Genomic DNA, 22,232 nt, shown 5'->3' on the forward strand with positions numbered 1-22,232 from the left:
TTGATGAAATGAGGGCGTCATGAGTTCTTCTTTTAAGGATGGCGGAAGTATTTTAACCAAAAACCCCGAGACAAAGTATCGCGAAATTGCCGTCGAGACAAACTGGACAGAATTTGAAAAAGTGATCCGTAGTCGACGAAGTGTTCGCTTGTATACGGGAGAAGCTATTCCGGAAGAAGTCGTACAGAAGTGCCTTGATATGGCTTTGCTCGCACCCAATTCGTCAAATCTGCAACCTTGGGAATTCTATCGAGTTATTTCCAAAGAGAAAAAAGCCTTGCTGGTTCAAGCCTGTTTGGGACAAAGTGCAGCTCGAACAGCGGCCGAGCTGATCGTCTGTGTGGCGCGTATCAGGACTTGGAAACGAAACGCGCGCCAGAACCTTAAATTCTATGAGTCTCTCGCAGGTTCGCCGAAATCGTTGCCGGCCTATTATCAAAAAATTGTGCCTCTCGTTTATGGTCAAGGACCCGTTGGAATCTTTGGGTTGATAAAAAGGCCTTTGCTTTGGCTTGTTGGTTTTTTTCGGCCGACTCCGCGCGCGCCTGTAGGGAAAGCCGATATGCGAATTTGGGCTCACAAAAGCACAGCTCTCGCCTGTGAAAATTTGATGTTGGCCTTCCGAGCGGCGGGTTTTGATACTTGTCCGATGGAGGGGATGGACGAAAATCGAATAAGGAAAATCCTCAAATTGGATTTCGACGCTGAGGTGTGCATGGTTATCAGTGCCGGTCGTCGCGCTGAAAACGGTGTTTATGGGCCTCAGATTCGTTTTTCTCGAGATCAGTTTGTAAAGCAAATCTAGTCGATCAGGGTTTGTCTCTTGCCTAGTTGAAGTAGGTCTGAGTATTCTTTAGGGTATGAAAATTTATAAAAAGTTTTTATTTTTGACAATTCGAGCGATTGTAATGGCCTACGTTCTGTTGGATTTTCCGCTTGTCTATGCAGAGAAAGCCAAAGCTCAATCTAAGATGCAATTAACAATAGACAGGAAACTTTTAAAGATGAGAAAACATTTTCCACATATTTTACTGAAAGATTTGAAAATCATCGATCGTTCGCTAAAGAAGCATGGCGATCTCGGACCTCAGGGAAACTTTTCTCAAGGTCTGACTCATTATTTTCCCGATCACAACCTCATCATTGAAGACAAAGGTAAAAAGCTTATTCTTCAGATTTTTCCTAAGCAGGGAAATTGGGGGTTTTCGGCAACGATAGATAAGGCAACCGAGAATCTAGAGAATCCAGTCATCGAAACGATTGATCCTTCTCCGTAGGTCTTGTCTTACGAATTGCTATGTATCGGCTTTCTATTTGGTCATTTTACTAAATTTCAGGGGCTCTTTGATGATTAAAAACCGCCGCACTAAAAATTAGAATGAATGGGCCAAGAAACAGACCGGAAAGCCCGAACACAAAAAGCGAACCGATGAGGGCAAAAAAGACAAGAACTGGATTTAGAGTGGAACTATTTCTTGAGGTTAAAAGAGACCGTAGAACTATATCAAGTATCGATGCAACGAGAGCGAATATACCAACAATAAAGGCTTTTTCTAAACCCAACTTTGCCCCGGCATAAATGATACAGACAATAGCCACGGGTAGGATTCTTACAACGGAAATTAGAGAAAAAATAAAGCCAATTAAAAAAACAAAAGGCCAGGCCTTCATTCCAACAATGATGGAACCTAAAGTTAGCACAAAGGCTTGGATTAAAGCTGTAAAACTCGTTAACACAACAGCCCTATACCCGCTAAATTTGGCAGTTTCTATTAAAAACACCAAGATATTATTTTTCTTATGAGTTAAAAATAATCCAGCAACATCTTTGATTGCCTTCTTCTTCTGAATCAAAAATAGGAACAGAAAAGTAAAAAACATCACTTGAAAAATGCTATTTGGAATTTCCGACAACCAGGCAAAGGCAATGGATACAGAAGAAGTCAGAAACTTTTCAATTGCCTCTATCAGCTTTGTTTCAATAGTTCTGGAACTGTCAAATTGCATAAAATATGTAGAGAGGGAGTCCCTGAGGATTCGAATAGTTGGTAAAAATAATTCCGATATCTTAAGATTTAACTCAGTAAAACCTTGTGGATCAAGAAAAGAAGCGACCGATGAAAAGCCAACTTTCATCATTTCAATAATGGATGAAAGCAAAAGTGCAACCGTCACAGTGGCCGACGAGACGACGAGGTATTTCCTGGATTTATTGAGTTTTACAAATCTATCTCTAGCTCCTAGATAAGCTAAAGCAAAAATGAGCGCCAGCATCGCCGATTTCGCAAAAGGCCTGAAAAGAAATGCAACGGCTAGGCCAGAGAGAACAAGTATCAGATTAAAAAAATGAAACCTCGAACCAAAGAAGACGAGGTTTCCTTTGGTTCGAGGCAATTTAAGAGGAGATTGAATTTCTGAACATTGACCTGATTCCTTCACTTCATCTCCAATTCACAGGACTAGAATTCCATTGGAAAGGAGACGCTCGCAATAAAACTTTTGTCCCTCGATTCGACATTGCTAAAGCTTGCAGTGGAGACAAAAGGTCCTATTTGTTCCAGATTGACCCGTCCATATTCAATATCCTGATACTCCAAATTTAAACTCACTGAGGCCAAATGAAACCCAACGCCCAAACGACTGCCAGATGCATTCTGTAACTTCACATCAAAATTGTTACTGCTATCCGGATCCAAATCACCACCCAAAATCATAGCACCCCAAATTCTCAACCCAATATCTGGCATCTCCAATCCTAAAACAGGTCCATAATTAGTTGAGGTAGCGTTGGCGTTATAATTTATGGAATCTCTAACATGAGGTTTGGCAAAGCGCCAATCCATCGCCAAGAAGACAGACTCATTAAAATGAAACCCAAGCCTTGCTCCTATTCCAAATCCATCAACTCGACCTGTAGAGCTTGTAAAAGGAGGCGGATAATTAGTTGATGTATTACCAATTTCATAAGTCACTGCAGGCTCTACAAGCAAACCGCCACGGGTCTCAGCAGCCCAGGATTTCGTCGGAATTACCGCCATCAAAACCCCGCAACCCAGAATCACACTTTCAAGATTAAAATATTTGTTTCTCATAATTTCTCCATTCAATTGTAAACTGTTGTCAATCAATTTTGTTTTTTTCTTCTTTTGCCTTTGTATTAACTTTATCCACGGTATCCTGAACTTTGTGTTTAATCTCTTTTTCTACACACTCCATTTCTCCATTAACCGTCCGACAGGTCTTGTCCTTTATTTTTCGGTATTTTTTTTAACAACATCAATAGTTTTATTTTTTACAGTTTTCGTTTTTTCCAAATTCGTCTCCTCACCCGAGGAAGTATATGGCGAACCCATAACCAAACCGAAAGTTAACAAAACTATTAGACTTATTGGAAATCTGCGATTCATTTTGAACTCCATTCTAAGAATATTTTTAAAAATGCCTGTCTAAAACTTCGCGTTCAACCGCTGTGACTAAAAATGAAATCAAAGAAAGGACTCATAAAACACCCAAAATTAATTTCCCAATGCTTACCCAAAGATCAGCGATACCGTAGGCGCCAAAAACAAAATCCAAAACTGATAGCTAAGTAAAATCGACCGTCGTTCGAAACAAGAGGTTCTCTCGTGTATTTTTTTCAGGTGCAACTCCCGTGACACTGAACCTTCATACTCAACGAGAGCAATTCCTATGCCGCCATGGACGGATCTAGATTCGAATTGACTGCAATTGAGTTAATATTCGTTCATAAAACGTTCGTTTGTTCGTGGATTATTTGAACCTGTGGTATGTTGCGCCCGAGGGGGGGGTGCGAAAGGAGAATCGGATGGAATCATTAGAGAATGACGTTCATCTTTCTGATGAGAGAGTCCTAGATGGCAAGACCGCCAGTAATAAATCTTCAAGTGGACATGGTGAGCCTGTTAATAGCTCGAGTTCAAGTCAGAATAGAATTATCGGTTGCAGCCAAGAACTCCTATCAGTTTTGAGTCTTGCGCAGCGAGTTGCAAAAAGCACGGCAAGTATTTTAATCACAGGAGAAAGTGGAACTGGCAAAGAAGTGATAGCTAAATATATTCATGGTGAAGGTCAGCGTAGAAATGGACCGTTTGTAGCCATTAATTGCTCGGCGATACCTGAGGCTCTTTTAGAATCTGAGCTTTTTGGTCATGCAAAGGGATCTTTCACTGGTGCCATTAGCAAACACATGGGATTATTTGAGGAGGCCCAGAATGGGACACTTTTTTTGGATGAAATTGGTGATTTAGATTTAGCTTTGCAGGCAAAGCTTTTGCGAGTTTTACAAGAAAAAAAATCAGACGTGTTGGTGAGAACCAATATAATCCGGTCAATTGTCGAATTGTTTCAGCAACTCATAAGGACTTGTTCCTAGAAGTCCAAGAGGGGCGATTTCGAGAAGATTTGTTTTTTAGGCTCAATGTCATTCCTATTCACATTCCTCCATTACGAGATCGCAAAGCAGACATCAGGCCCCTCGCTGAGTTCTTTTTAAGAAAATATGCCCAAGCAAATGGCTCAAGGGCAAAGACCTTCTCAGAAGCTGCCATCGAATATCTACTTAAAAACGAATGGCAGGGGAATGTGCGAGAATTAGAAAACACAATAGAGAGAGTTGTTGTTCTGTCCTGCCGACCCGAAATATCCATCGATGAAATTATCCCGAGTCTAATCAGAAAGAGCAATAACCAAGACGGTAGCAAGGAACATCATGAGAAGGATTTATTTGCAGTTTCGTGTAAAAATGAACTTTTGACCTTAGAGGAAGTCATCCATAAGTATATAGAGTTCGCTGTTCAAGTGAACGGTGGTGCTCGGGATCAGACGGCTATAGAATTAGGCATTGACCGAAAGACACTGTATAAAAGACTGCGATCAAATGAGTGCAAAACCAGCCATTCATAGAAAGGTTCTTGCCCTAGGTACTGAATCGCTGCTCATCATTTTCACAATCCCGTTCTTTCTTTGGAATATTTTGAGGCTCCGCACAGAGGTCTAGAGTCTCCAAAAAGCCCTCCAAAAAACTGACCAGAAGAATATCTAAATCAAAAGACCCCTCAGATTGTTTTTTTTTGGGGACCGCCACAACATTCCTCTTTATCAAGTCCTTTCGAAACAAAAGAATGAGAAGTGCGGCGCACAACAAACCAAAGACACCAAATGTCAACAGCTCCAAAAAAAACTGATTCTCGATCAGGCTCAGGTGGAGACGCAACGACTCACCCAATTGGAATACGGAAATAACAAATCCCGCAGTCAAAGCAAAGCCAACGAGAACCTTTAATATAATGGTCAAAACCTCACGACGAAGTTCAGTTTTGACCATTTCTATTTTTTGTTTCTGACTATCGCTCAAGAGCTCAACTTGCGACAATAGAACCGACGAAATGACTTCCAATAAGTTCAAGACTTTCATAAAAAATTCAACTAAGATTTTTTACGAAGTGCATAGCTCAGAAGAGCACCAGCCACCAGACCAGCTGCGGCCGCGATGGCTACGCTTTTTCCTGGATGATCCTGGACATACTCGCGACTTTTCTTCACAGAATCCACCGCAGAACCCTTTACCTCAGAAACCATTTCTCCCAATTTCTCACCAGCTTCGTGAGACATTCTCTCTAATCGCTTTTCTAAATCGGCCATTTTACCCTCGATACCTTGAGTACTCCCGTTGGATGTACTTGTCGTTTCTGCCATAACACTCGACATTCGACCCTCCTTTCAATTTTTAAATTTTTCTTTTATATTTTCTACCACTTTTTCCTTTTTGGTTTCAAAGCGATCCACTATATCTGATAATTTCTTATCGTAGCTATCCTGACTTTCCCCGTACTTCTGTTGAATCAAACCGGCAAGAGATTTCAGATCTCCTTGCGCTTTATCAATTTCATCATCCGTTAACTTTCCCCAGGATTTCTGGATCTCTCCTTTTATTTCTAGCCACTTTCCTTTAATGGTATTCTCATTGAACTTCATAAAATCTCTCCCTTATGGAGCTGTTTCAGCTCCCGTCTTTCTGTTTTAAACAACTCAGATAGAAGAGATTGCAATACCAAGGCCAAGTGCTAAGGGATTTAATCTTTATGTGGAACTTACTGGCCAAAACAAGGCGGAAAAATTGGAATGAACGGTTAATATTTGAACGTCGCTAAAACGGCATTTTCGGCAACGTATTCTAGAGAAAAAAATCCCCGAAAATTGGATGTGAAAGGAAAGATAGGAATTGCATCGTTGCTGCCAATGATATTCAATAGATGATATACCTTCTACTGAAGATGACGGGGGCCTCTATGAACAAAATCCTTAGTTTGTTGGTGTTTTCTTTCCTTTCAATCCCGGCATCTGCCTTTGATCATATGCACTTGAGATGGTCCGAAGTATTAAAAAAATATCAGAACACTCAGGGGGATGTAAGCTATAGAAAACTGAAGGAAGACGCGGCTCTTGATAAGAAACATGAATTCTATCTGTACCTCGCTGAAATTCAGGCAGTGAAGCGGTCTGAGTATGATCGCTGGACCAATGATGAGAAGAAGGCCTTTCTAATTAATTCATACAATGCGCTGACGTTTAAGTTGATTGTTGATCATTATCCTGTCGCGAGCATTAAGAAGATCGGTGGGATCTTCACAAAGCCGTGGAGCCTAGAATTTTTTTCTCTTCTTGAAGGAAAGATCAAGAAGCTTGATCCTATCGAACATGAGTGGCTACGACCGACATTTAAAGATTATCGCATTCATGCAGCTGTGAATTGTGCCTCTGTATCCTGTCCGCCTTTGAGGAGCGAGGCCTTTGTTGCATCTAAATTGGATGCCCAACTTGATGATCAAATGAAGCTATGGCTAAACGACAAGACCCGAAACCAAATAAATTATCAAACCAAGGTATTTAAGGTTTCAAAAATAATTGATTGGTACAAGGCAGATTTTGAAGATTGGGGCGGCGGCGTGGTCAATGTTATAAACAAATACGTGAGGGATCCCCTTCCGCGAGAAATCTCCAGTCAGATAAAAGTTCAATATTTGCCCTATAACTGGGATTTAAACGAGGCGAAGTAGTCGAGAAAATCCCTACAACCCCCATTCCTTCGATTGCTACGGGCTTTTTTTGCCCTCTTCGGTTTTAATGTTATGTTTTTTTTTTTTTTTAATACTATGTTAATGTTGTTCCTCTGATGGTTTGTTGTATGTTGGTTGAATTGGTTTATTCCTCTTAAGCAGAAGCAAGAACCAGGGATGCTTCTGCCGCGCTTTATCGTGGGTTTTTTTGTCTCATTTGCAAGTTCCACCGACGCAGGGAGGTTGGGTTGGCAAAAAGGAAAATGAAAAAAACCAAAAAGAAAGTCTCTCAGGGAAGATCTTTAGGGAGAGTTCGAGGTGCGAGTGCGCCAAAGGTGGCGAGTCGCTATAAAGGCAAGGGATCAAAGTCCGGCAAGGTTTCCTCGCTCAAATCCGCCCCAGAACAAGCAAATTTTCCAATTGCTGCCATCGGAGCTTCAGCGGGGGGACTGCAGGCACTCAGAGACCTATTGTCCTCCCTTCCTGTCGACACTGGAATGGCATTTGTGATCATACAGCACCTGGATCCGACGCATGGAAGCATGTCTGCTGACATTCTTTCCAGATCAACGAAAATGCCCGTGATAGAGGTTAAAGAAGGGATGCCCGTGCGACCGAATCACGTTTACGTGATTCCGCCAAACTGCAATTTGGACCTTTCTGGGGGTGGGTTCAAGATTTTGCCCCGTTTTGAAACACGTGGCCAGCACATGCCTCTGGATTTCTTTTTTCGACGGCTCTCGGAGTATCGCAAGAGTCAGGCCATTGGGGTTGTCTTATCCGGGACGGCTTGTGACGGAACACAGGGACTGCTTGCGATTAAAAATCAGGGTGGCATTGCACTTGTTCAGGATCCTCAGACGGCGAAATTTGACGGTATGCCTCGAAGCGCCATTGCTTCTGGGGCTGTTGATTTGATTTGTCCTCCTCAAGGACTGGCGGCCGAACTTGCTCGAATTGCCAAACATTCCTACGTCGTTTTGCCCGAAGGTGAGAGAGAACAGAATCTGCCGAAGGGGACGACAAGCGAAAACCTTGCGAAGATTTTTTCTCTTCTTCGAGCTCAAGCTGGTGTTAATTTTGCTCAATATAAAAACAGCACGATTCAGAGGCGCCTAGCCAGAAGAACGCTTCTCTGCAAAATTGAAGACCTTGCAGAGTATGCAGTCTATCTTGAAAACAATCCCATTGAAGTGAAAGATCTTTTTTCGGATCTCATCATAAACGTCACGAGTTTTTTTCGGGACCAAAATGTTTTCGAGGTACTTAAGAACACTGTTCTACCCAAATATATGAAGGGCCGGGATCCCAGTGTTCCCTTTCGCTTATGGGTGGCCGGCTGTTCAACGGGCGAAGAGGTTTATTCCCTCGTCATTTCCTTGATGGAGTTTCAGCGTGAAGCGAAAATCCGAATGCCACTTCAAGTTTTTGCATCAGACATCAGTGAGCAAATCTTGCACAAGGCTCGCCTCGGTGTCTATCCGGAATCTATCTCCGAGGATGTTTCGCGTGAACGTCTGGAAACTTTTTTTGAGAGAGTTGAAGGTGGCGGCTATAAAATCGCGAAAAGTGTGCGCGACATTTGCCTTTTCTCACGTCACGATGTGACTCGGGATCCCCCTTTTGCAAAAGTTGACATGATTTCGTGTCGCAATGTTCTCATTTATTTTGCTACAGAACTCCAGAAGACTGTTTTGCCGATTTTTCATTATGCTCTGAACCCAAGTGGCATCCTCTTGCTTGGAAGATCAGAATCCACAGGTGGTTTTTCTGAACTCTTTATGGCGACGGATAAGACAAATAAAATCTACCAAAAGAGAAATATCGCGAAAACACTTAAATTGAGTATGTCGCTTTTGAGACCAAGGTCTGCGGAACAATTTGAACCTGCGATTTGCCGGATTGAGCCTGGTTCAGCTCGTGTTGATCTGCAAAGAGAATCAGATCGGATTGCCTTGATCAAATATGCGCCGCCAAGTGTCGTTATCAGTGAGGCATTGGAGATCATTCAATCGCGTGGACGCACAGCTCCCTTCCTTGAGCTTTCTCCGGGGCATGCAAGTCTCAATCTCTTGAGAATGGCCCATCCAGAATTGAGCGCAAAACTAAAGAATGCCATTCAAAGGTCACGTACTAAAAATGGTCCGGTGACCCAGACAGATTTGCAGATTCATGATGAGGGCAGTATAAGAACCCTCTCCATCCACGTTGTTCCGATCCCAGCTTTGCCGGTAGTGAAAGAGCGTTTTTTCACCATTTTTTTGAAGAGACAGATCAGGAAAGAGGGGAATCAATTGGAAGGAAGCATCAAGCCCGTTCTGAGACTTCTAAAAAGAGGGGGCGAAATCAGAATTTGAGATTTGCCAGAAGTCAATCTCACCTTGAATTAGAGGGAAAACTTTCGGTTGCCCTCGAGCACCAGCGCTCACTCGTTGAGGAATATGAGACATCGCAGGAGGAGCTGATCGCCAGCAATGAAGAGCTGCAAAGCGCGAATGAGGAGTTGCAAAGTACAAATGAAGAATTGCAGAGTAGCAATGAAGAGCTGGAGACGGCGAAGGAGGAATTGCAATCCGCGAACGAAGAATTGATTATGGTCAACGATGAAGCGCAGGCACACAATATCGAAATGGTTCGACTCAATGATGATCTCACTAATTTGCTTGCAAGCGTTGATATTGCGATTGTGATGGTCGGTGCGGATGGAAATATTCGCCGTTTTACCCCAAAGGCTGGCAAGGATCTGAAGTTGATTCCCAGTGATGTGGGCCGTCCGATCGGCGACATCAAACCGAACATACAGGTGGCCGATCTCAATCAAATTGTCTCTGAAGTCATTGAATCCATGACGGCTAAGGAGATTGAAACACAGGACATGAATGGCTATTGGTATCGCCTCCAGGTACGACCCTACAAAACAGCAGGCAATAGGATTGAAGGTGCTGTTGTGGCTCTCATCGATATAAATGCCGTGAAGGCAAATGCAGATCTTCTCATGAAGGCGGCGGAGGACCTGAAGCGCTCCGGGGACGATGCTGCGTATTTGATTGGAGCTCAGCCGCTTCCTTTGTTGGTCATTGATTCCGACAAAAGAGTTCTCTTGGCAAACGAGATTTTCTACGAAACTTTTAAGGCCTCACGGTCCCAGACGGAGGGCAGGAAAATCTTTGAACTTGGATCTGGCGAGTGGAATATTCCAAAATTATTGGAACTCCTGCGGCTCACTCTTGAACAGGGTTCAAAGTTTCAAAGCTTCGAGGTGGATCACGATTTTCCTGAAATTGGGCACAGAACAATGTTGATCAGCTGCAGGAGGGCCGAACTGAACGGTTCAGGTAAGACCGTCGCGCTTTTTTCAATAGAGGATATAACTGAACGCCAAAAGACGATCAGGGCCGTCATGGATTCTGAAGAAAAATACCGGACGCTTGTGGACACTGTCAGAGATTATGCTATTTTTATGCTGAGTCCAGATGGCGAAATTCTCAGTTGGAACCAGGGCGGCGAAAACCTAACGGGGTATAAGGAAGAAGAAATAGTTGGCAAGACAAACGCCCTTTTTTATAGTTCTGAAGATGTAGATCGAGGGCTCATGCAGAAAGAGCTTCAGCAAGCAAAGGAAAAGGGACGCTACGAAGTTGAGAATTGGCGGGTACGTAAGGATGGATCGAGATATTTTGCAAATATTATTACATCCGCATTTCATGACAGCACTGGACAATTGAAAGGATATATCAAGATTATTCGAGATATCTCCGAACGCAAAGAAGTTGAAAAAAAGCGCGCAGAGCTTTTGATAAAGGAAAAGAAGGCAAATCTAGCCAAAGACGAATTTCTGGCAACACTTTCCCATGAGCTTCGCACGCCAATTTCCATCATTCTTTCCTGGGCCCAGATGCTTCAAGGGGGCCGCCTTGATGCCGAAAAGGAGAAAAAGGCGTTTGAAGCGATAGAACGAAGTGCCAAGACTCAGGCTCAGTTGATCGATGATTTGTTGGATATTTCAAGAATTCAGGCGGGTAAGCTCAGTCTAAGAATTCAAAAAGTTGATCTAAAAAAAATCATTTCAGCTGTTATCGATTCAACTCGAAATCTGGCCGCGAGCAAATCAATCGAAATCGAGACGACAATTGATTCGTCGATAAAGGATATTTTTGCTGACCCTACGCGCTTGCAGCAAATTTTGTGGAATCTCATCGTCAATGCGATCAAATTTTCCCATAAAGGAGGGAAAATATGGATCTTGCTTGATCTAGTGAATGCCCCAACCGGCAGGCACATTCAAATTGAAGTAAAAGATAATGGGCAAGGGATCAAATCAGAATTTCTTTCGAACATTTTTGAGCGTTTTATGCAGGTAGATAGCACGAGCACGCGTGCCTATGGTGGTCTTGGTCTTGGTCTTGGACTTGCGATCGTCCGGAAGCTAGTCGAAATGCACGAAGGGAAAGTTGAAGCCGAGAGTGCGGGAGAAAATATGGGTGCAAGCTTTAGGGTCTTGATCCCAGAGAAGGTGAATGTAATATTAGCAGCAAAAGAGGCAGAGATAGGGGCAGAGACAGAGGCAGAGGTGACTCTCGAGGGCTTGCGAGTTCTTCTGGTGGACGACGAGCCAACCGCCAGGGAGGCCTTTGGCCTTGTACTTCAGAAATTTGGTGCGCAGGTGAAAGCAGTGGGGTCCGCTTCCGAGGCTCTTGGGGCTATCGAGGAGTTTATGCCCGATATCTTGGTCAGTGATATCGCTATGCCCACTGAGGATGGATACGGACTGATAAAAAAAATCAGGGCCTTGAATTCCAGATTTGCGCAAATTCCTGCACTCGCGTTCACAGCCTATGCGGGGCGAGAGAACGTGCAACGTGCTCTTTCAGCTGGCTTTCAGTCCCATGTGGCCAAGCCAGCTGATGGACGCAAGTTGGCCCTGGCGATTTCCAGACTGGCGGGACCGAGGTAAAACATCATCTTTCCCTGATGTTTTTCTTTAAAGTCTTCTCTCACTGTCTGGCCTTGGTTATTTAGGATTTTTAGCCTCCTTCATTGTGTTTCATTTCGTTTATGGGTGGCTGGCTCCGCAATATAAGACAAGGTGCTTTTCGTCAGATCCCTTCCATTGCGTCTTTGCGATATTCATCTCGAATCTGCCGAAGCTCATGTTTCTTCTTCTTGAATTCAAATACAAAGCCGTCGGTATTCTTGAAAGGAGTACTGGTGGTAGAATTTTCAAGGGTACGTGAATCGCTGGAACTGAAACCGAAGGCAGAGGGAAGTTTACAGGAATCACGGTCCCACAATTTGCCGTCTAGGGCATAAATATACGCAGGTTCGACTGATAACGGGGAGTGAAGAAATGCAGTTCTCGGGCGATGACGAAAGGACTTCTCGAGTTTCTTGTCCATCGACATCGCAAGAACTCCAGTCAGAATAGCTAAAGGTGCACGGAATAGGAGACTTGTCTGTTAACAGAGCAGCTTTAGAAATTGTGGCAATTCCTGATCCCCAAACACCAATATAAATACGATGTTGGGTTGGGATGATTTTTCTAACATCAAAGCCATAGAGCCCCTCATTGTTTGATGTCCAGGTTTTTCCACTATCTACGCTAAAGAAAAAGCCATTCTCTCCACCAGCGTAGATAAGGCCTCTTTCAAATGGGTCGTAGGTGGCACTAAAGTTAAATCCACCATCAATTCCAGGTTTGTCTGGGTCAGCGTAGGAAGTGATGGCTTGTTGTGATATTTTGTAGAACAAAATATTGTGAGCCAATGCTCCTGTGGAACTTCCTACTAAGATTGTGATCATCAATTCATCTGTGTCAAAAGGATTAAAAGAGATGGATTTAACATTTACTGTGGGCCAGCTCAACTTGGACCACTTGGCGCCTCTATCCGAGGACAAGTACAACTCCCTTTCCGATGTCAAGACAGCCATTCGAATTCCGTTCGTTGGGTCCACAGCAATTACAAAGGGCGTTCCAGGAGTGGAGATGCTTTTCTTTTCAAGACCCGCAGGATTTGTGGTCATTCTAAAAGAAAGCAGACTTTTTGAATTATTGCATGCAACATACGCGATTTTAGGGAGCGACTGGTTATCGAATCCAACTGTGTTAACAGCAATAATAGGCGTGGGAATACACGTCCTATCAAGCAAAATTTCCTTATTGGGATAGTCGGCAAGGCGAACGATACCGCCCATTCCCCAGTCAGATTGAACGTGGAGACTGCCGTCGTCTAAAGGCGAATCCAAAACAGAGGATTCACTGCCGAAATATTCACTCCACTTGGGTCCACTTGATACAACAGCTTGGTGATCCTGAAAACCTAGTACAAAATTGGGTCTACTTTGAAGGGAGCTGGTATTGCCGGCAAGGGTAAATGAGTAGGTTTCGGTGTAATGGTCTAGATTGTATTTTTTTGCAATATGGTAAGGCTCAGTAGAGATATCCACTTCAACGAGACCGTTATCCGATGGGACTAGAACTCTTGTCGCTGATAGAAAATAGAACTGATTAATATCCCAAAAAGCATTGGCAACAGAAATAGCACCCAATGCTCCACTATTTAACTGAAAAAAAGATTTTCCACTGTCACGGGAGAAAGCAAGACTTGGCACTGATTTCGAAACAATGAGAGTTCCAAACTTCCACGCAATGCCACCCATAAATCCAACATCGTTGATTTTTCTCCAGACACTTTGTCCGGCCTCTCGTTTGAGAAGATCAATAGTGGACACCCCTTGAACATACGAAAGACAATAGAGATTTCCATTATCATCTATTGTTGTTTGGCGGTTGCATTGATCACCGATGAGGGTCCAAGTAGAACCTTGATCTTTGCTCTGAAATAGACCTTTTTGAGCATCAACAATATAGACATCATTGTCTTTACCGACAACAAGATCCCAAAATAGCTTACCTGTGGGCAAGGTGGGGAGTTCCTGCCAATTGATACCATCGTTCGATCTGAGGATTTTATCAGAAAGGATGGCCCATATTTTGTTATTTGAGTTCCCCGCAATTCGCCTGACTTGTTTTCCTTTATAACGGGACTCCCATTCTGTTGCCGATGAATTCAATTCGTAAATTCCATCGCTTGTGGCGATGTAGAATTTTTCACCAATCTTCTTTATGTCCCAAACGCGACGGGAAGAATGAGAGGTCAAACCCTTGTTGATCGGAACAAAGCTCGGACGGCTATCGATCTGTTTAAACATGCCCGCGGATGAAGTACTGACTATCAAATTGCCATTGGCCAAAACAGACACGCTGGTGGTTCTCCCGGAGGAGGGGCCAATCAATTGCCATGGGTTTTTCGAGACATTGGGTGGAGGCGGGGGTTGATCGGGTGGAGGTTGATCGGGTGGGCGTTCGTTGGGCGGCGGTTCGTCGAGCGGGGCTTGGTTCTCGATTGAATTTCCTGAAATCATTCCCCTTCTAACTTGAAATCCATTTTCACAATTTTAATAAACCGCCAAAAAGGCAATTGCAAAACAAAAAAAACCCACGAAAAAATAAATTCTTTTTTTCATAAAGTCCAACCATTTCATCTTACGATACCTATTGATATTTACTCGGAATTGAAGAATTCATAACCTTTTCAAGTGACTCAAAATCATGGGCTCCCTCCAAGACGGTGCCATTGAGAAGAAGGACTGGCACGCCGTTGAAGTCAAACTCACGAAACTCTTTTATATCATCTTCAATGATTCTTCTCACCTGCTCGGATTTAATATCTTGAAGTAATTTTACCATATTTACCGCAAGCTTCTCTGCTGCCTTTTTTAAAAAATCTTCTTCGGCGAGGCTCATTTGGTTTTGGAAAACATATTCAAAAAACTTCATAGCCTTTGCTTTGTCTTGCATTCGGATTGCTTCAAAATATTGAGCAGCGGGGTAGGCCATTTTGTGGAAATTCAGAGGCATATGTTTGAAGTAAAACTGAATCTTTCCCTGATGTTTTATCTTAAATCGGTTTAATCCATCAAAGGCGGATCGACAGGCGGAACATTCGAAGTCGGCGTACTCGACGATTGTGATTTCGGAATTCGCACTTCCGATAAGTCTTCTCTCGCTGTCTAACCTTGGCTCTCTGGGATTTTTAGCCGCCTTCATTTGTTCGGTTTTCGCTTCAGACTGGCGAGTTAAGGCCGTGGCACAACCACTCGTCAAAAGCAACGCAACTAAAGCACTGAGCCTAATCATGCTCCTCCCCTCCTTTTTTGATGCCGGTTGTTTTTAGCCTATTGAAGCCTGAGAACCTCGTCAATGAATGTCGTCACATAAATTGGGAAGAAATAAAAATAATATGTGGGATTAGGTTAGGTTAGGTTAGGTTAGGTTCCACAGAATGTTTCAACCACTTGTTCATCTGGCCCTGGTGGTAGAATATATGCCTGGGTGGTTTTTGAAGGGTTTTCGTAGGGAGTTGAAAGGGCATCAATCAGTTGATTCATGGGATTGAAGTCACCTGCTTCAATCGCCGCATTTATAAGCCTTTCAATCTGGTGATTGCGTGGAATGACAGATGGATTTGCTCTTTGGATTGACAATTTCACATCTGTGTGTGGATTTTCGTTTTGGCGAAGGCGACTGCGCCATAACTTTACCCAAATTTCGACTTCTGACCTCGAAGGAAAAAGATGATAGAGGTCAGTCAGATCGGAGTTATCGTCGTGGCAGTTTGCCAAACTACGAAATGTGAGGGTGTAATCGGCACGGTCCTTGTGCATCAAATTGAGGAGTGCCTGAATAAGAGAGACATCATTGTCCAGTGAGTTATCGAGTCCAATTTTTTTTCTCATCCCAGCCAACCAATGTGAACGGAATATCTCACCAAATGAATGGATGACTTCTTTGGCAAGATCCTTGGCCTTCATCTCATTTGCATCGACAAAAGGTAACAGACAAGTGGCGAGCATTCCGAGGTTCCACTGGGCGATGGCAGGCTGGTTACTAAAAGCATACCGGCCTTGATGGTCAATCGAACTAAAGACCATATTGGGATCATAGAAGTCCATAAATGCGCAGGGACCATAATCTATAGTCTCGCCGGAGATTGCCATATTGTCTGTATTCATCACACCATGGATAAAGCCAACGAGCATCCACTGAGCGACGAGATGAGCGTGAGCTTTGACTGCGGCATCGAGTAATCCAAGATAAGGATTTGAGGCATTTCTGGCGCTGGGATAATGTCGATCGATGACATAACCGGCTAGTATTTTAACGGCCTCCCAATCCTTGCGGGAGGCGAAATATTCAAATGTGCCAATGCGGATGTGGGAGGCTGCAACTCGCGTCAAAATAGCGCCCGGCATGTCCCTGTCCCGATACACTCGATCTCCTGTTAAAACCATCGCCAGTGATCGGGTTGTCGGAATTCCAAGGGAATTCATGGCCTCGCTCACAATGTATTCGCGTATGACAGGGCCCAGAGCTGCCCGTCCATCACCCTGTCGAGAAAATTCGGTTCTTCCAGCGCCTTTGAGCTGAATGTCGCGTGTTCTGCCCTTCGTGTCGATGACCTCACCCAAGAGAATGGCTCTGCCATCTCCCAGTTTTGGTGTAAAATGTCCGAACTGATGGCCAGCGTAAGCAAGTGCAATTGGAACACAAGTCTCTGCCAATTTATTTCCCGAAAATATCTGAGCGATTTCTTTTTCACTTAGTTCGCTGAGGTCAACTTGTAGCTCATGCAGCAACTCATCGTTTTTGAGTATTAAACTGGGGTTAGATGACGGCGTTGGCATCACATTTTGATAAAATCGATTGGGGAGTTGTGAGTAGCTATGCGTAAAATTGATCATTTGAAAGTTCGCCATTGTCTGAGTGATACTTGCAGAGTCAGAGTCAGAGTCAGAGTCAGAGCTCTAGCTCTGACCAGAGACAGAAACAGGCGCGTAAACACTTAAAAGAGGTGTCTGCTTACTGTTTTTTACTTCCAAGGTAATCAAGGACTTCTTGAGCATGACCCTCGACAGATACCCCGCGCCATTCCTTTTCAAGTTGCCCGTTCTCATCGAGAACAAAAGTGGAACGTTCAATTCCTAAGACTTTTTTCCCGTACATATTCTTAGTTTTGATAACTCCAAATGTTCGACAGATCTTTTCCTCGGGGTCACTGATCAAATCAATACTGTAGCATTGCTTGTCTTTAAATTTTTCATGAGATGAAATCGAATCTCGAGACACTCCGTAAACCTCTGCATTTTTACTTTTGAATTCGTTGTGCAATTTTGTAAAATCGTGTCCTTCGATAGTGCAGCCAGGAGTGGCATCCTTCGGATAAAAATAAAGTACTATTTTTTTTCCCTTCATCGCGGACAATTGGAACTGCTTGGCTCCAGTTGCAAGTAGAGAAAAGTCAGGAACCAGCTGGCCCAATGAGACGGCTGGCACAGTGCCAACCTGGGATTGTACTGATTTTATTACATTTTGTTTACTGGCCTTCGAAGCCACTTTTTTGGTCGCGATTGTCTTCTTGGTCGCAGTGGATTTCTTGGATAGAGTCACCTTCTTGGCTGCTTGTGTCTTTTTGGTTAAGGCGACCTTCTTAGATGCTGTTGTCTTATTGGCTTTTGCTGCTGTTTTTGTGGCCTTTGCTGTTGTTTTTTTAGCAGAGGCTTTCACTTTTATTTTTTTTGCCATTTGGTTATTCCTCATTTTGGAGTCGGGGGTGGTTGACAAAATCGAGTCCTGTCATTCCAAGTCAGTGTTCCTTAGGACCTGCGCCTCATCCTATGTGAATGACAGAGAAATGCAACAACTATGGTTTTGGTCTCCTTTCTTTACTAACTATTTGAAAATAGGGTATTTCAATCTGTACTTTGGGGCCTTGCTTGCTCAATCACCTAAAATAAGATAAGAACTGATAGCGGGTTTTTTTAAATTTTCTGCGCGGTGGAAAATCCATTTTCGAGGGGAGAAAATGATGTCGATCAGTTCAGTTGCTACAACAAAGCATTTTCATGCTCATGATGTGATGCATCTTCGTGCTGGTCAACACTATTTCGAGCATTGACTGTTTGTCAGTTAGATTGACTCCCCAATCTGTTGAAGGAGCCTACTTCTGGAGTTTTTGCGTGGCTTATTAGTTCATAGAGTAGATGCGAACAGGCGGTCCTCTGCCCAGATTGCAATCCGGGGCGACTCTTTTTTCATCGAGGTCTGTGAGGAAGGGAAAACTGTCGATGGATCATCGCTAAGTATTCCTTTATCTAAAGTCACTCTCAAGCGAGGAGGAAATCGAGACAGTCTCTTGTTTATCGAATCGCCTGTGTTGGATCAAAGTATTTGTTATGTCGAATTCAACAAAAAGAACTGTGAATATTTGGGGCAGAATAAGGGGCTCGAGGAGCAAATCAAATTCTTGAGCTCAGACAGAAATGGCGGAGCTTTTTTGGTTTCGTTTTTAGTCGTAATGATGGTAGCTCTTTTCGGTGCATTGATTGTATATCGTGCGGACGTTTTTGGAGCGGTAGCAAGACTGGTGCCGTACAAATGGGAGAGAAGTTTAGGAAATAGAGTTTTTAATCCAATCATTAATCTTGAACAGAAATCTGTCGTAGAAAAACTGGGCGCAATGTTTTCGCCTCTTCAATTTTCCAAGGATGAAAAAGGAAAAAGGGATTGGAGCTCATGGAATGCGGATTCTTTTACCTTTCACATTTCTTCCGATACTGTTCCCAATGCTTACGCAACTTTGGGCGGGCACATATTTGTGAACAAAGGTCTGATTCAGCTGCTTGAGAGTTCAGAGGAACTGATGGGAGTTGTGGCGCACGAAATGATTCATGTGCAGCGCCGACATGTTATGAGTTCCGTGTTTCAGGGGCTTGGTATGTTTGTGATATTTCAGGGACTTCTTGGCGACGTTTCTGGCTTGGTGGCTGTGGCAATTGATCAAGGGGGACCTCTGCTTAATTTGCAATACTCTCGGAGACTAGAAGAAGAGGCCGATCGCCTAGCGATTGAATTTCTCATTCAGAACGGGGTACGTCCAACTGGGTTGGCGACGGCCTTGAATCGGATAAATGCTGAGACAAAGAAGATGGTTCAGCAGTCTCCAGCCCCAGAAGTGCTTGAAAAGCTTAACAAAATTGAATTGCTTAGTTCGCATCCAGAAGTTGATAAGAGAATTGAGCAAATCATTGAAAAATCAAATGAATTGTCGAAGGGTGTTGAATACAGAGAAATGGAATTTGATTATTCTGGATTTAAGAGAGAAGTTAAGGATAAGTTCTGATTCTGATTCTGATTCTGATTCTGACTTTGATTCTGATTTTGAGTTTGAATTTGAATTCTTTTTGCCCAAGTGGAGGGAGCCAAAGATGAATACTTCTGTTCCTCAAACAGAATTTTCGATGTCTCAAATCGAAAGAATTGGAAGCGATTCGTTTCGCATGCTCAGGGTTTCATTGGCCGCGGGTGAGGTATTGGTTGTTGAGCCTGGAGCGATGGCAAGTCAACACCCCAACATTGAATGTGAGACGTTCATCAATGGAGGAATCATTCAGGGTTTGATTTCAAAATTCTTGGGCAAGGAGAGTTTTTTTGTTAATTATTATAGGAATCCAAAGGCCCAAGGCAGCGAGATTCACTTCACTCAGCCAACACCTGGGGACATAGTGGAGAGAAATCTTCAAAATGAGACTATTTTTATTGAGCGTGGTTCATTTATCGCGCGATCGCCAACAGTAAGGGCCAGTGTGTCCTGGGCCGGATTTGCAAGTCTCATTGCTGGAGAGGGGTTGTTTCGCTTGTGTTACCAGGGGACGGGCAAACTGTGGTATGGGGCTTATGGGGCCGTAATTGAACGTGACATTCAGGGGGACCTGATCGTCGATTCGGGCCATCTGTTATCTTATCCGCCGACAGTCAAGCTTAAACTGACTCTTGCTGGAGGATTGTTTTCTAGCGTTTTTTCGGGTGAAGGATTTGTCTTGCGCCTTTCTGGGTTTGGTAGGATTCAGTTGCAGACAAGAAGTGTGAAGGGTCTGGCTCAGTGGTTGAATCCGCGGTTTTGGGGGTAATATGGAAGTTGAAATCAAATATGCACCAGCAGGAACCGCAGCCATTTGCCATCTTTTGGCGGGAGAGATTCTCTCCGCAGAATCTGGTGCTTTGTTAGCAATGAGGGGCAAGATTGATGTCGAAACGACGACACGGCAGAAAAAAGGCGGCGGTGTTTTAGCGGGCCTCAGGAGGATCGTCAGCGGTGAGAGTTTTTTCATTAATCGATTCAAGGCCATAGAGCCAGGCCAGGTTTGGATAGGAACTCCGCTTCCCGGAGATATTATTGTTCACGAATTAAAAGGCGAGAAGCTGGTGATCTCGGGTGGGAGCTATATTGCCTGTGAAGATGATGTGCATATTGATTTGGAGTGGCAGGGCTTTAAATCCTTGTTTTCAGGAGAAGGCATTTTTTGGGTAAAGGCCCAAGGAAATGGAAAGGTAATATTGGGAAGTTTTGGCTTCATCTACCCAATTCAAGTTGACGGTGAGTATATCGTTGATACGGGTCATATTGTGGCCTTTGAGGAAACCCTTTCATTTAGCATTTCAAAAGTCAGCAGATCGTGGATTGACGCCTTTTTAAGTGGAGAAGGTTTTGTTTGTCGCTTTAACGGTCAGGGGACTGTTTGGTGTCAGAGTCACAGCCCACGGGTTTTTGGAGGAGAGATGAAAGAATACTTGAGGCCGAGACAGCAATGACGGGAGAATTTTCATGATGTCTTTTGATATAAAGTGCAGGCCTGAATTCGCTCTCCTGACGGTTGAAGTGCCAGAAGGAAAAAAGCTTTTTGTAGAGGCTTCTGCGATGGCCTGGATGTCTGCGAATATGAAGATGCGAGCCTTATTTAAGGGTGGACTTCGTCGTTTTATATCCAAGGAAAGTCTGTTTATCTCTGAATTTGAGGCTCAGGGTTTTGCTGGTGAGGTAGCTATTGCTCCGGGGCCCAGTGGAGATATTGGGCATCTTTCGCTCAATAGCCAGACTGTCTATATTTCATCATCAAGCTATGTGGCGCACACAGAGGGTGTTAGTTACGAAACCAAGTTTCAAAGGCTGAGTCAGGGGTTATTGAGCGGAGCGGGCTGGTTTTTGATTAAGATGGTGGGAACTGGCGATGTTTGGTTTAACTCATATGGTGCTATTGAGTCTTTGGATGTATCGGACAATTTGACTATTGATAACGGACACATTGTTGCGTTTACCGAAGGAGTCGAATACGATGTCGTCAGATTGGGCGGTTACAAGTCTTTATTATTCTCCGGAGAGGGCTTTGTTTGCAGGTTTCGCGGTCAGGGAAAAGTTTTTATTCAGACGAAAAAACCAGCTTCCCTTATTTCATGGGCAAATGCCTATCGCCCAGTGAAAAGTTCGCGCGCTTAGTCTTTTCCATCGCGAGCATTCACGTTGACAATAAATCAACACAGGTTCGTTGACTTTGAAATGGCTTTCGATTTCTAAAAATAGAATTAAATGGTCAATTTGATATTATTTTCAAGCTCAAGCTATGGATATGGCATGAGCTCGCCTCTTCAGGTGGAGGAGGCTGTCTCTTACGTCGACCCATTTGGCATTCAGTTTGCTCACGAATATGACTGAGCTCGTCAGCAGTGAAAATCATCAATCGAAATAATCTTCTCAATAAGTGGTGGATATGATGAAAAAATGGATACCAATTTTATTAATCGCTCTGTTATCCAGTGCCCCTTCTTCTGGTCGAGATGAAAGAAAGCTCATTCTACTCTGTCGGTCGGCCTCCTTTAAAATCGTCGTGTATCAGATCGGTCCTGAGTTCAAATTAAGTGCCTACTATTATGATGAGGGGAAACTCAGAAGCCTTATAGAGGATTCTTCGGTTGAGCTAAACAGGCAGGGTTATAGTTCAGGCCTATCAAGCCATTTTATTGAGTTTCGAGGTTTAGGCGTTGAGTACACCTATGCGATTTCACGGCACTTAGCCTTGCTCATCGTGGTCGGCGACGGGAATGGTCCCAGTTGGCTTTCAGGTCATTCGTGTCAAGTTGCAGGTGGCTTTCAAGAAAAGTTCAAATTTGCCATCGGTCCGGCTCTATCGAAGAATCCAATTCTAGCTGATAGCAATAATCAAGTTAGGTCAGAATCACAAAGATAGTAGGGGCCTAGGGCCCCA

Annotated in this window: 19 protein-coding genes and 1 pseudogene; 11 read left to right on the forward strand and 9 right to left on the reverse strand. The window is 43.7% G+C overall.

Features of this window, described 5'->3' with window-relative positions; all coding sequences use genetic code 11:
* The first annotated feature begins 19 nt into the window (after positions 1-19).
* Positions 20-805 (forward strand): nitroreductase family protein, encoded by a 786-nt coding sequence (locus IPL83_05005; protein ID MBK9038514.1) that lies wholly within the window; start codon positions 20-22, stop codon positions 803-805.
* Between the two features lie 55 nt (positions 806-860).
* On the forward strand, positions 861-1,277 hold the full coding sequence (locus tag IPL83_05010) for a hypothetical protein (GenBank protein ID MBK9038515.1): 417 nt from the start codon (positions 861-863) through the stop codon (positions 1,275-1,277).
* A gap of 49 nt (positions 1,278-1,326) precedes the next feature.
* Here IPL83_05010 and IPL83_05015 read toward each other — a convergent pair whose 3' ends face one another.
* The gene (locus IPL83_05015; protein ID MBK9038516.1) at positions 1,327-2,439 is read right to left on the reverse strand and encodes an AI-2E family transporter; all 1,113 of its coding nucleotides are present in this window, start codon (positions 2,437-2,439) and stop codon (positions 1,327-1,329) included.
* A gap of 20 nt (positions 2,440-2,459) precedes the next feature.
* The gene (locus IPL83_05020; GenBank protein MBK9038517.1) at positions 2,460-3,092 is read right to left on the reverse strand and encodes an outer membrane beta-barrel protein; all 633 of its coding nucleotides are present in this window, start codon (positions 3,090-3,092) and stop codon (positions 2,460-2,462) included.
* A 734-nt stretch (positions 3,093-3,826) separates the two neighbouring features.
* Between IPL83_05020 and IPL83_05025 the strand changes: the two are divergent.
* Positions 3,827-4,923 (forward strand): annotated as a pseudogene (locus IPL83_05025) (sigma-54-dependent Fis family transcriptional regulator).
* Between the two features lie 13 nt (positions 4,924-4,936).
* Here IPL83_05025 and IPL83_05030 read toward each other — a convergent pair.
* The 3 genes from IPL83_05030 to IPL83_05040 are packed head-to-tail and all read right to left on the reverse strand — an operon-like array spanning position 4,937 to position 5,994.
* Positions 4,937-5,434 (reverse strand): hypothetical protein, encoded by a 498-nt coding sequence (locus tag IPL83_05030; GenBank protein ID MBK9038518.1) that lies wholly within the window; start codon positions 5,432-5,434, stop codon positions 4,937-4,939.
* A gap of 11 nt (positions 5,435-5,445) precedes the next feature.
* Positions 5,446-5,727 carry a DUF883 family protein gene (locus IPL83_05035; GenBank protein MBK9038519.1) on the reverse strand — a complete coding sequence of 94 codons (282 nt, stop codon included), beginning with the start codon at positions 5,725-5,727 and terminating at the stop codon, positions 5,446-5,448.
* Between the two features lie 12 nt (positions 5,728-5,739).
* On the reverse strand, positions 5,740-5,994 hold the full coding sequence (locus IPL83_05040) for a CsbD family protein (protein MBK9038520.1): 255 nt from the start codon (positions 5,992-5,994) through the stop codon (positions 5,740-5,742).
* A gap of 314 nt (positions 5,995-6,308) precedes the next feature.
* Between IPL83_05040 and IPL83_05045 the strand changes: the two genes are divergently transcribed.
* The 3 genes from IPL83_05045 (at position 6,309) to IPL83_05055 (ending at position 12,030) form a co-directional block, all read left to right on the forward strand.
* Positions 6,309-7,076, forward strand: a complete 768-nt coding sequence (locus tag IPL83_05045; protein MBK9038521.1) for a DUF547 domain-containing protein — start codon at positions 6,309-6,311, stop codon at positions 7,074-7,076.
* 248 nt (positions 7,077-7,324) lie between these two features.
* Positions 7,325-9,433 (forward strand): hypothetical protein, encoded by a 2,109-nt coding sequence (locus IPL83_05050; GenBank protein MBK9038522.1) that lies wholly within the window; start codon positions 7,325-7,327, stop codon positions 9,431-9,433.
* Positions 9,430-12,030 carry a PAS domain S-box protein gene (locus IPL83_05055; protein ID MBK9038523.1) on the forward strand — a complete coding sequence of 867 codons (2,601 nt, stop codon included), beginning with the start codon at positions 9,430-9,432 and terminating at the stop codon, positions 12,028-12,030. The genes IPL83_05050 and IPL83_05055 overlap by 4 nt, the downstream gene beginning before the upstream one ends.
* A gap of 323 nt (positions 12,031-12,353) precedes the next feature.
* Here IPL83_05055 and IPL83_05060 read toward each other — a convergent pair whose 3' ends face one another.
* The 4 genes from IPL83_05060 to IPL83_05075 all read right to left on the reverse strand — a co-directional run bounded on the left by IPL83_05060 (position 12,354) and on the right by IPL83_05075 (position 17,718).
* The gene (locus IPL83_05060) at positions 12,354-14,336 is read right to left on the reverse strand and encodes a hypothetical protein (GenBank protein MBK9038524.1); all 1,983 of its coding nucleotides are present in this window, start codon (positions 14,334-14,336) and stop codon (positions 12,354-12,356) included.
* 292 nt (positions 14,337-14,628) lie between these two features.
* Positions 14,629-15,273 carry a thioredoxin domain-containing protein gene (locus tag IPL83_05065; protein ID MBK9038525.1) on the reverse strand — a complete coding sequence of 215 codons (645 nt, stop codon included), beginning with the start codon at positions 15,271-15,273 and terminating at the stop codon, positions 14,629-14,631.
* 131 nt (positions 15,274-15,404) lie between these two features.
* Positions 15,405-16,877, reverse strand: coding sequence for a YdiU family protein (locus IPL83_05070; GenBank protein ID MBK9038526.1), 1,473 nt, complete (start codon positions 16,875-16,877; stop codon positions 15,405-15,407).
* A gap of 118 nt (positions 16,878-16,995) precedes the next feature.
* Positions 16,996-17,718, reverse strand: a complete 723-nt coding sequence (locus tag IPL83_05075) for a peroxiredoxin (GenBank protein MBK9038527.1) — start codon at positions 17,716-17,718, stop codon at positions 16,996-16,998.
* A gap of 430 nt (positions 17,719-18,148) precedes the next feature.
* On the opposite strand from IPL83_05075, the gene IPL83_05080 reads away from it, so the two are divergent.
* The 5 genes from IPL83_05080 (at position 18,149) to IPL83_05100 (ending at position 22,214) form a co-directional block, all read left to right on the forward strand.
* A complete protein-coding gene (locus tag IPL83_05080; protein MBK9038528.1) occupies positions 18,149-19,315 on the forward strand; it encodes a M48 family metallopeptidase in 1,167 nt (388 codons plus the stop codon).
* Positions 19,316-19,400: 85 nt separating this feature from the next.
* The gene (locus IPL83_05085; GenBank protein ID MBK9038529.1) at positions 19,401-20,102 is read left to right on the forward strand and encodes a TIGR00266 family protein; all 702 of its coding nucleotides are present in this window, start codon (positions 19,401-19,403) and stop codon (positions 20,100-20,102) included.
* 1 nt (position 20,103) lies between these two features.
* Complete coding sequence (locus tag IPL83_05090) at positions 20,104-20,784, forward strand: TIGR00266 family protein (GenBank protein MBK9038530.1); 681 nt, start codon at positions 20,104-20,106, stop codon at positions 20,782-20,784.
* Between the two features lie 13 nt (positions 20,785-20,797).
* A complete protein-coding gene (locus IPL83_05095) occupies positions 20,798-21,466 on the forward strand; it encodes a TIGR00266 family protein (protein MBK9038531.1) in 669 nt (222 codons plus the stop codon).
* A gap of 271 nt (positions 21,467-21,737) precedes the next feature.
* Complete coding sequence (locus tag IPL83_05100) at positions 21,738-22,214, forward strand: hypothetical protein (GenBank protein ID MBK9038532.1); 477 nt, start codon at positions 21,738-21,740, stop codon at positions 22,212-22,214.
* Positions 22,215-22,232 lie beyond the last annotated feature (18 nt).

This window comes from Bdellovibrionales bacterium (assembly GCA_016716765.1).
Classification (GTDB): Bacteria; Bdellovibrionota; Bdellovibrionia; order Bdellovibrionales; family UBA1609; genus JADJVA01.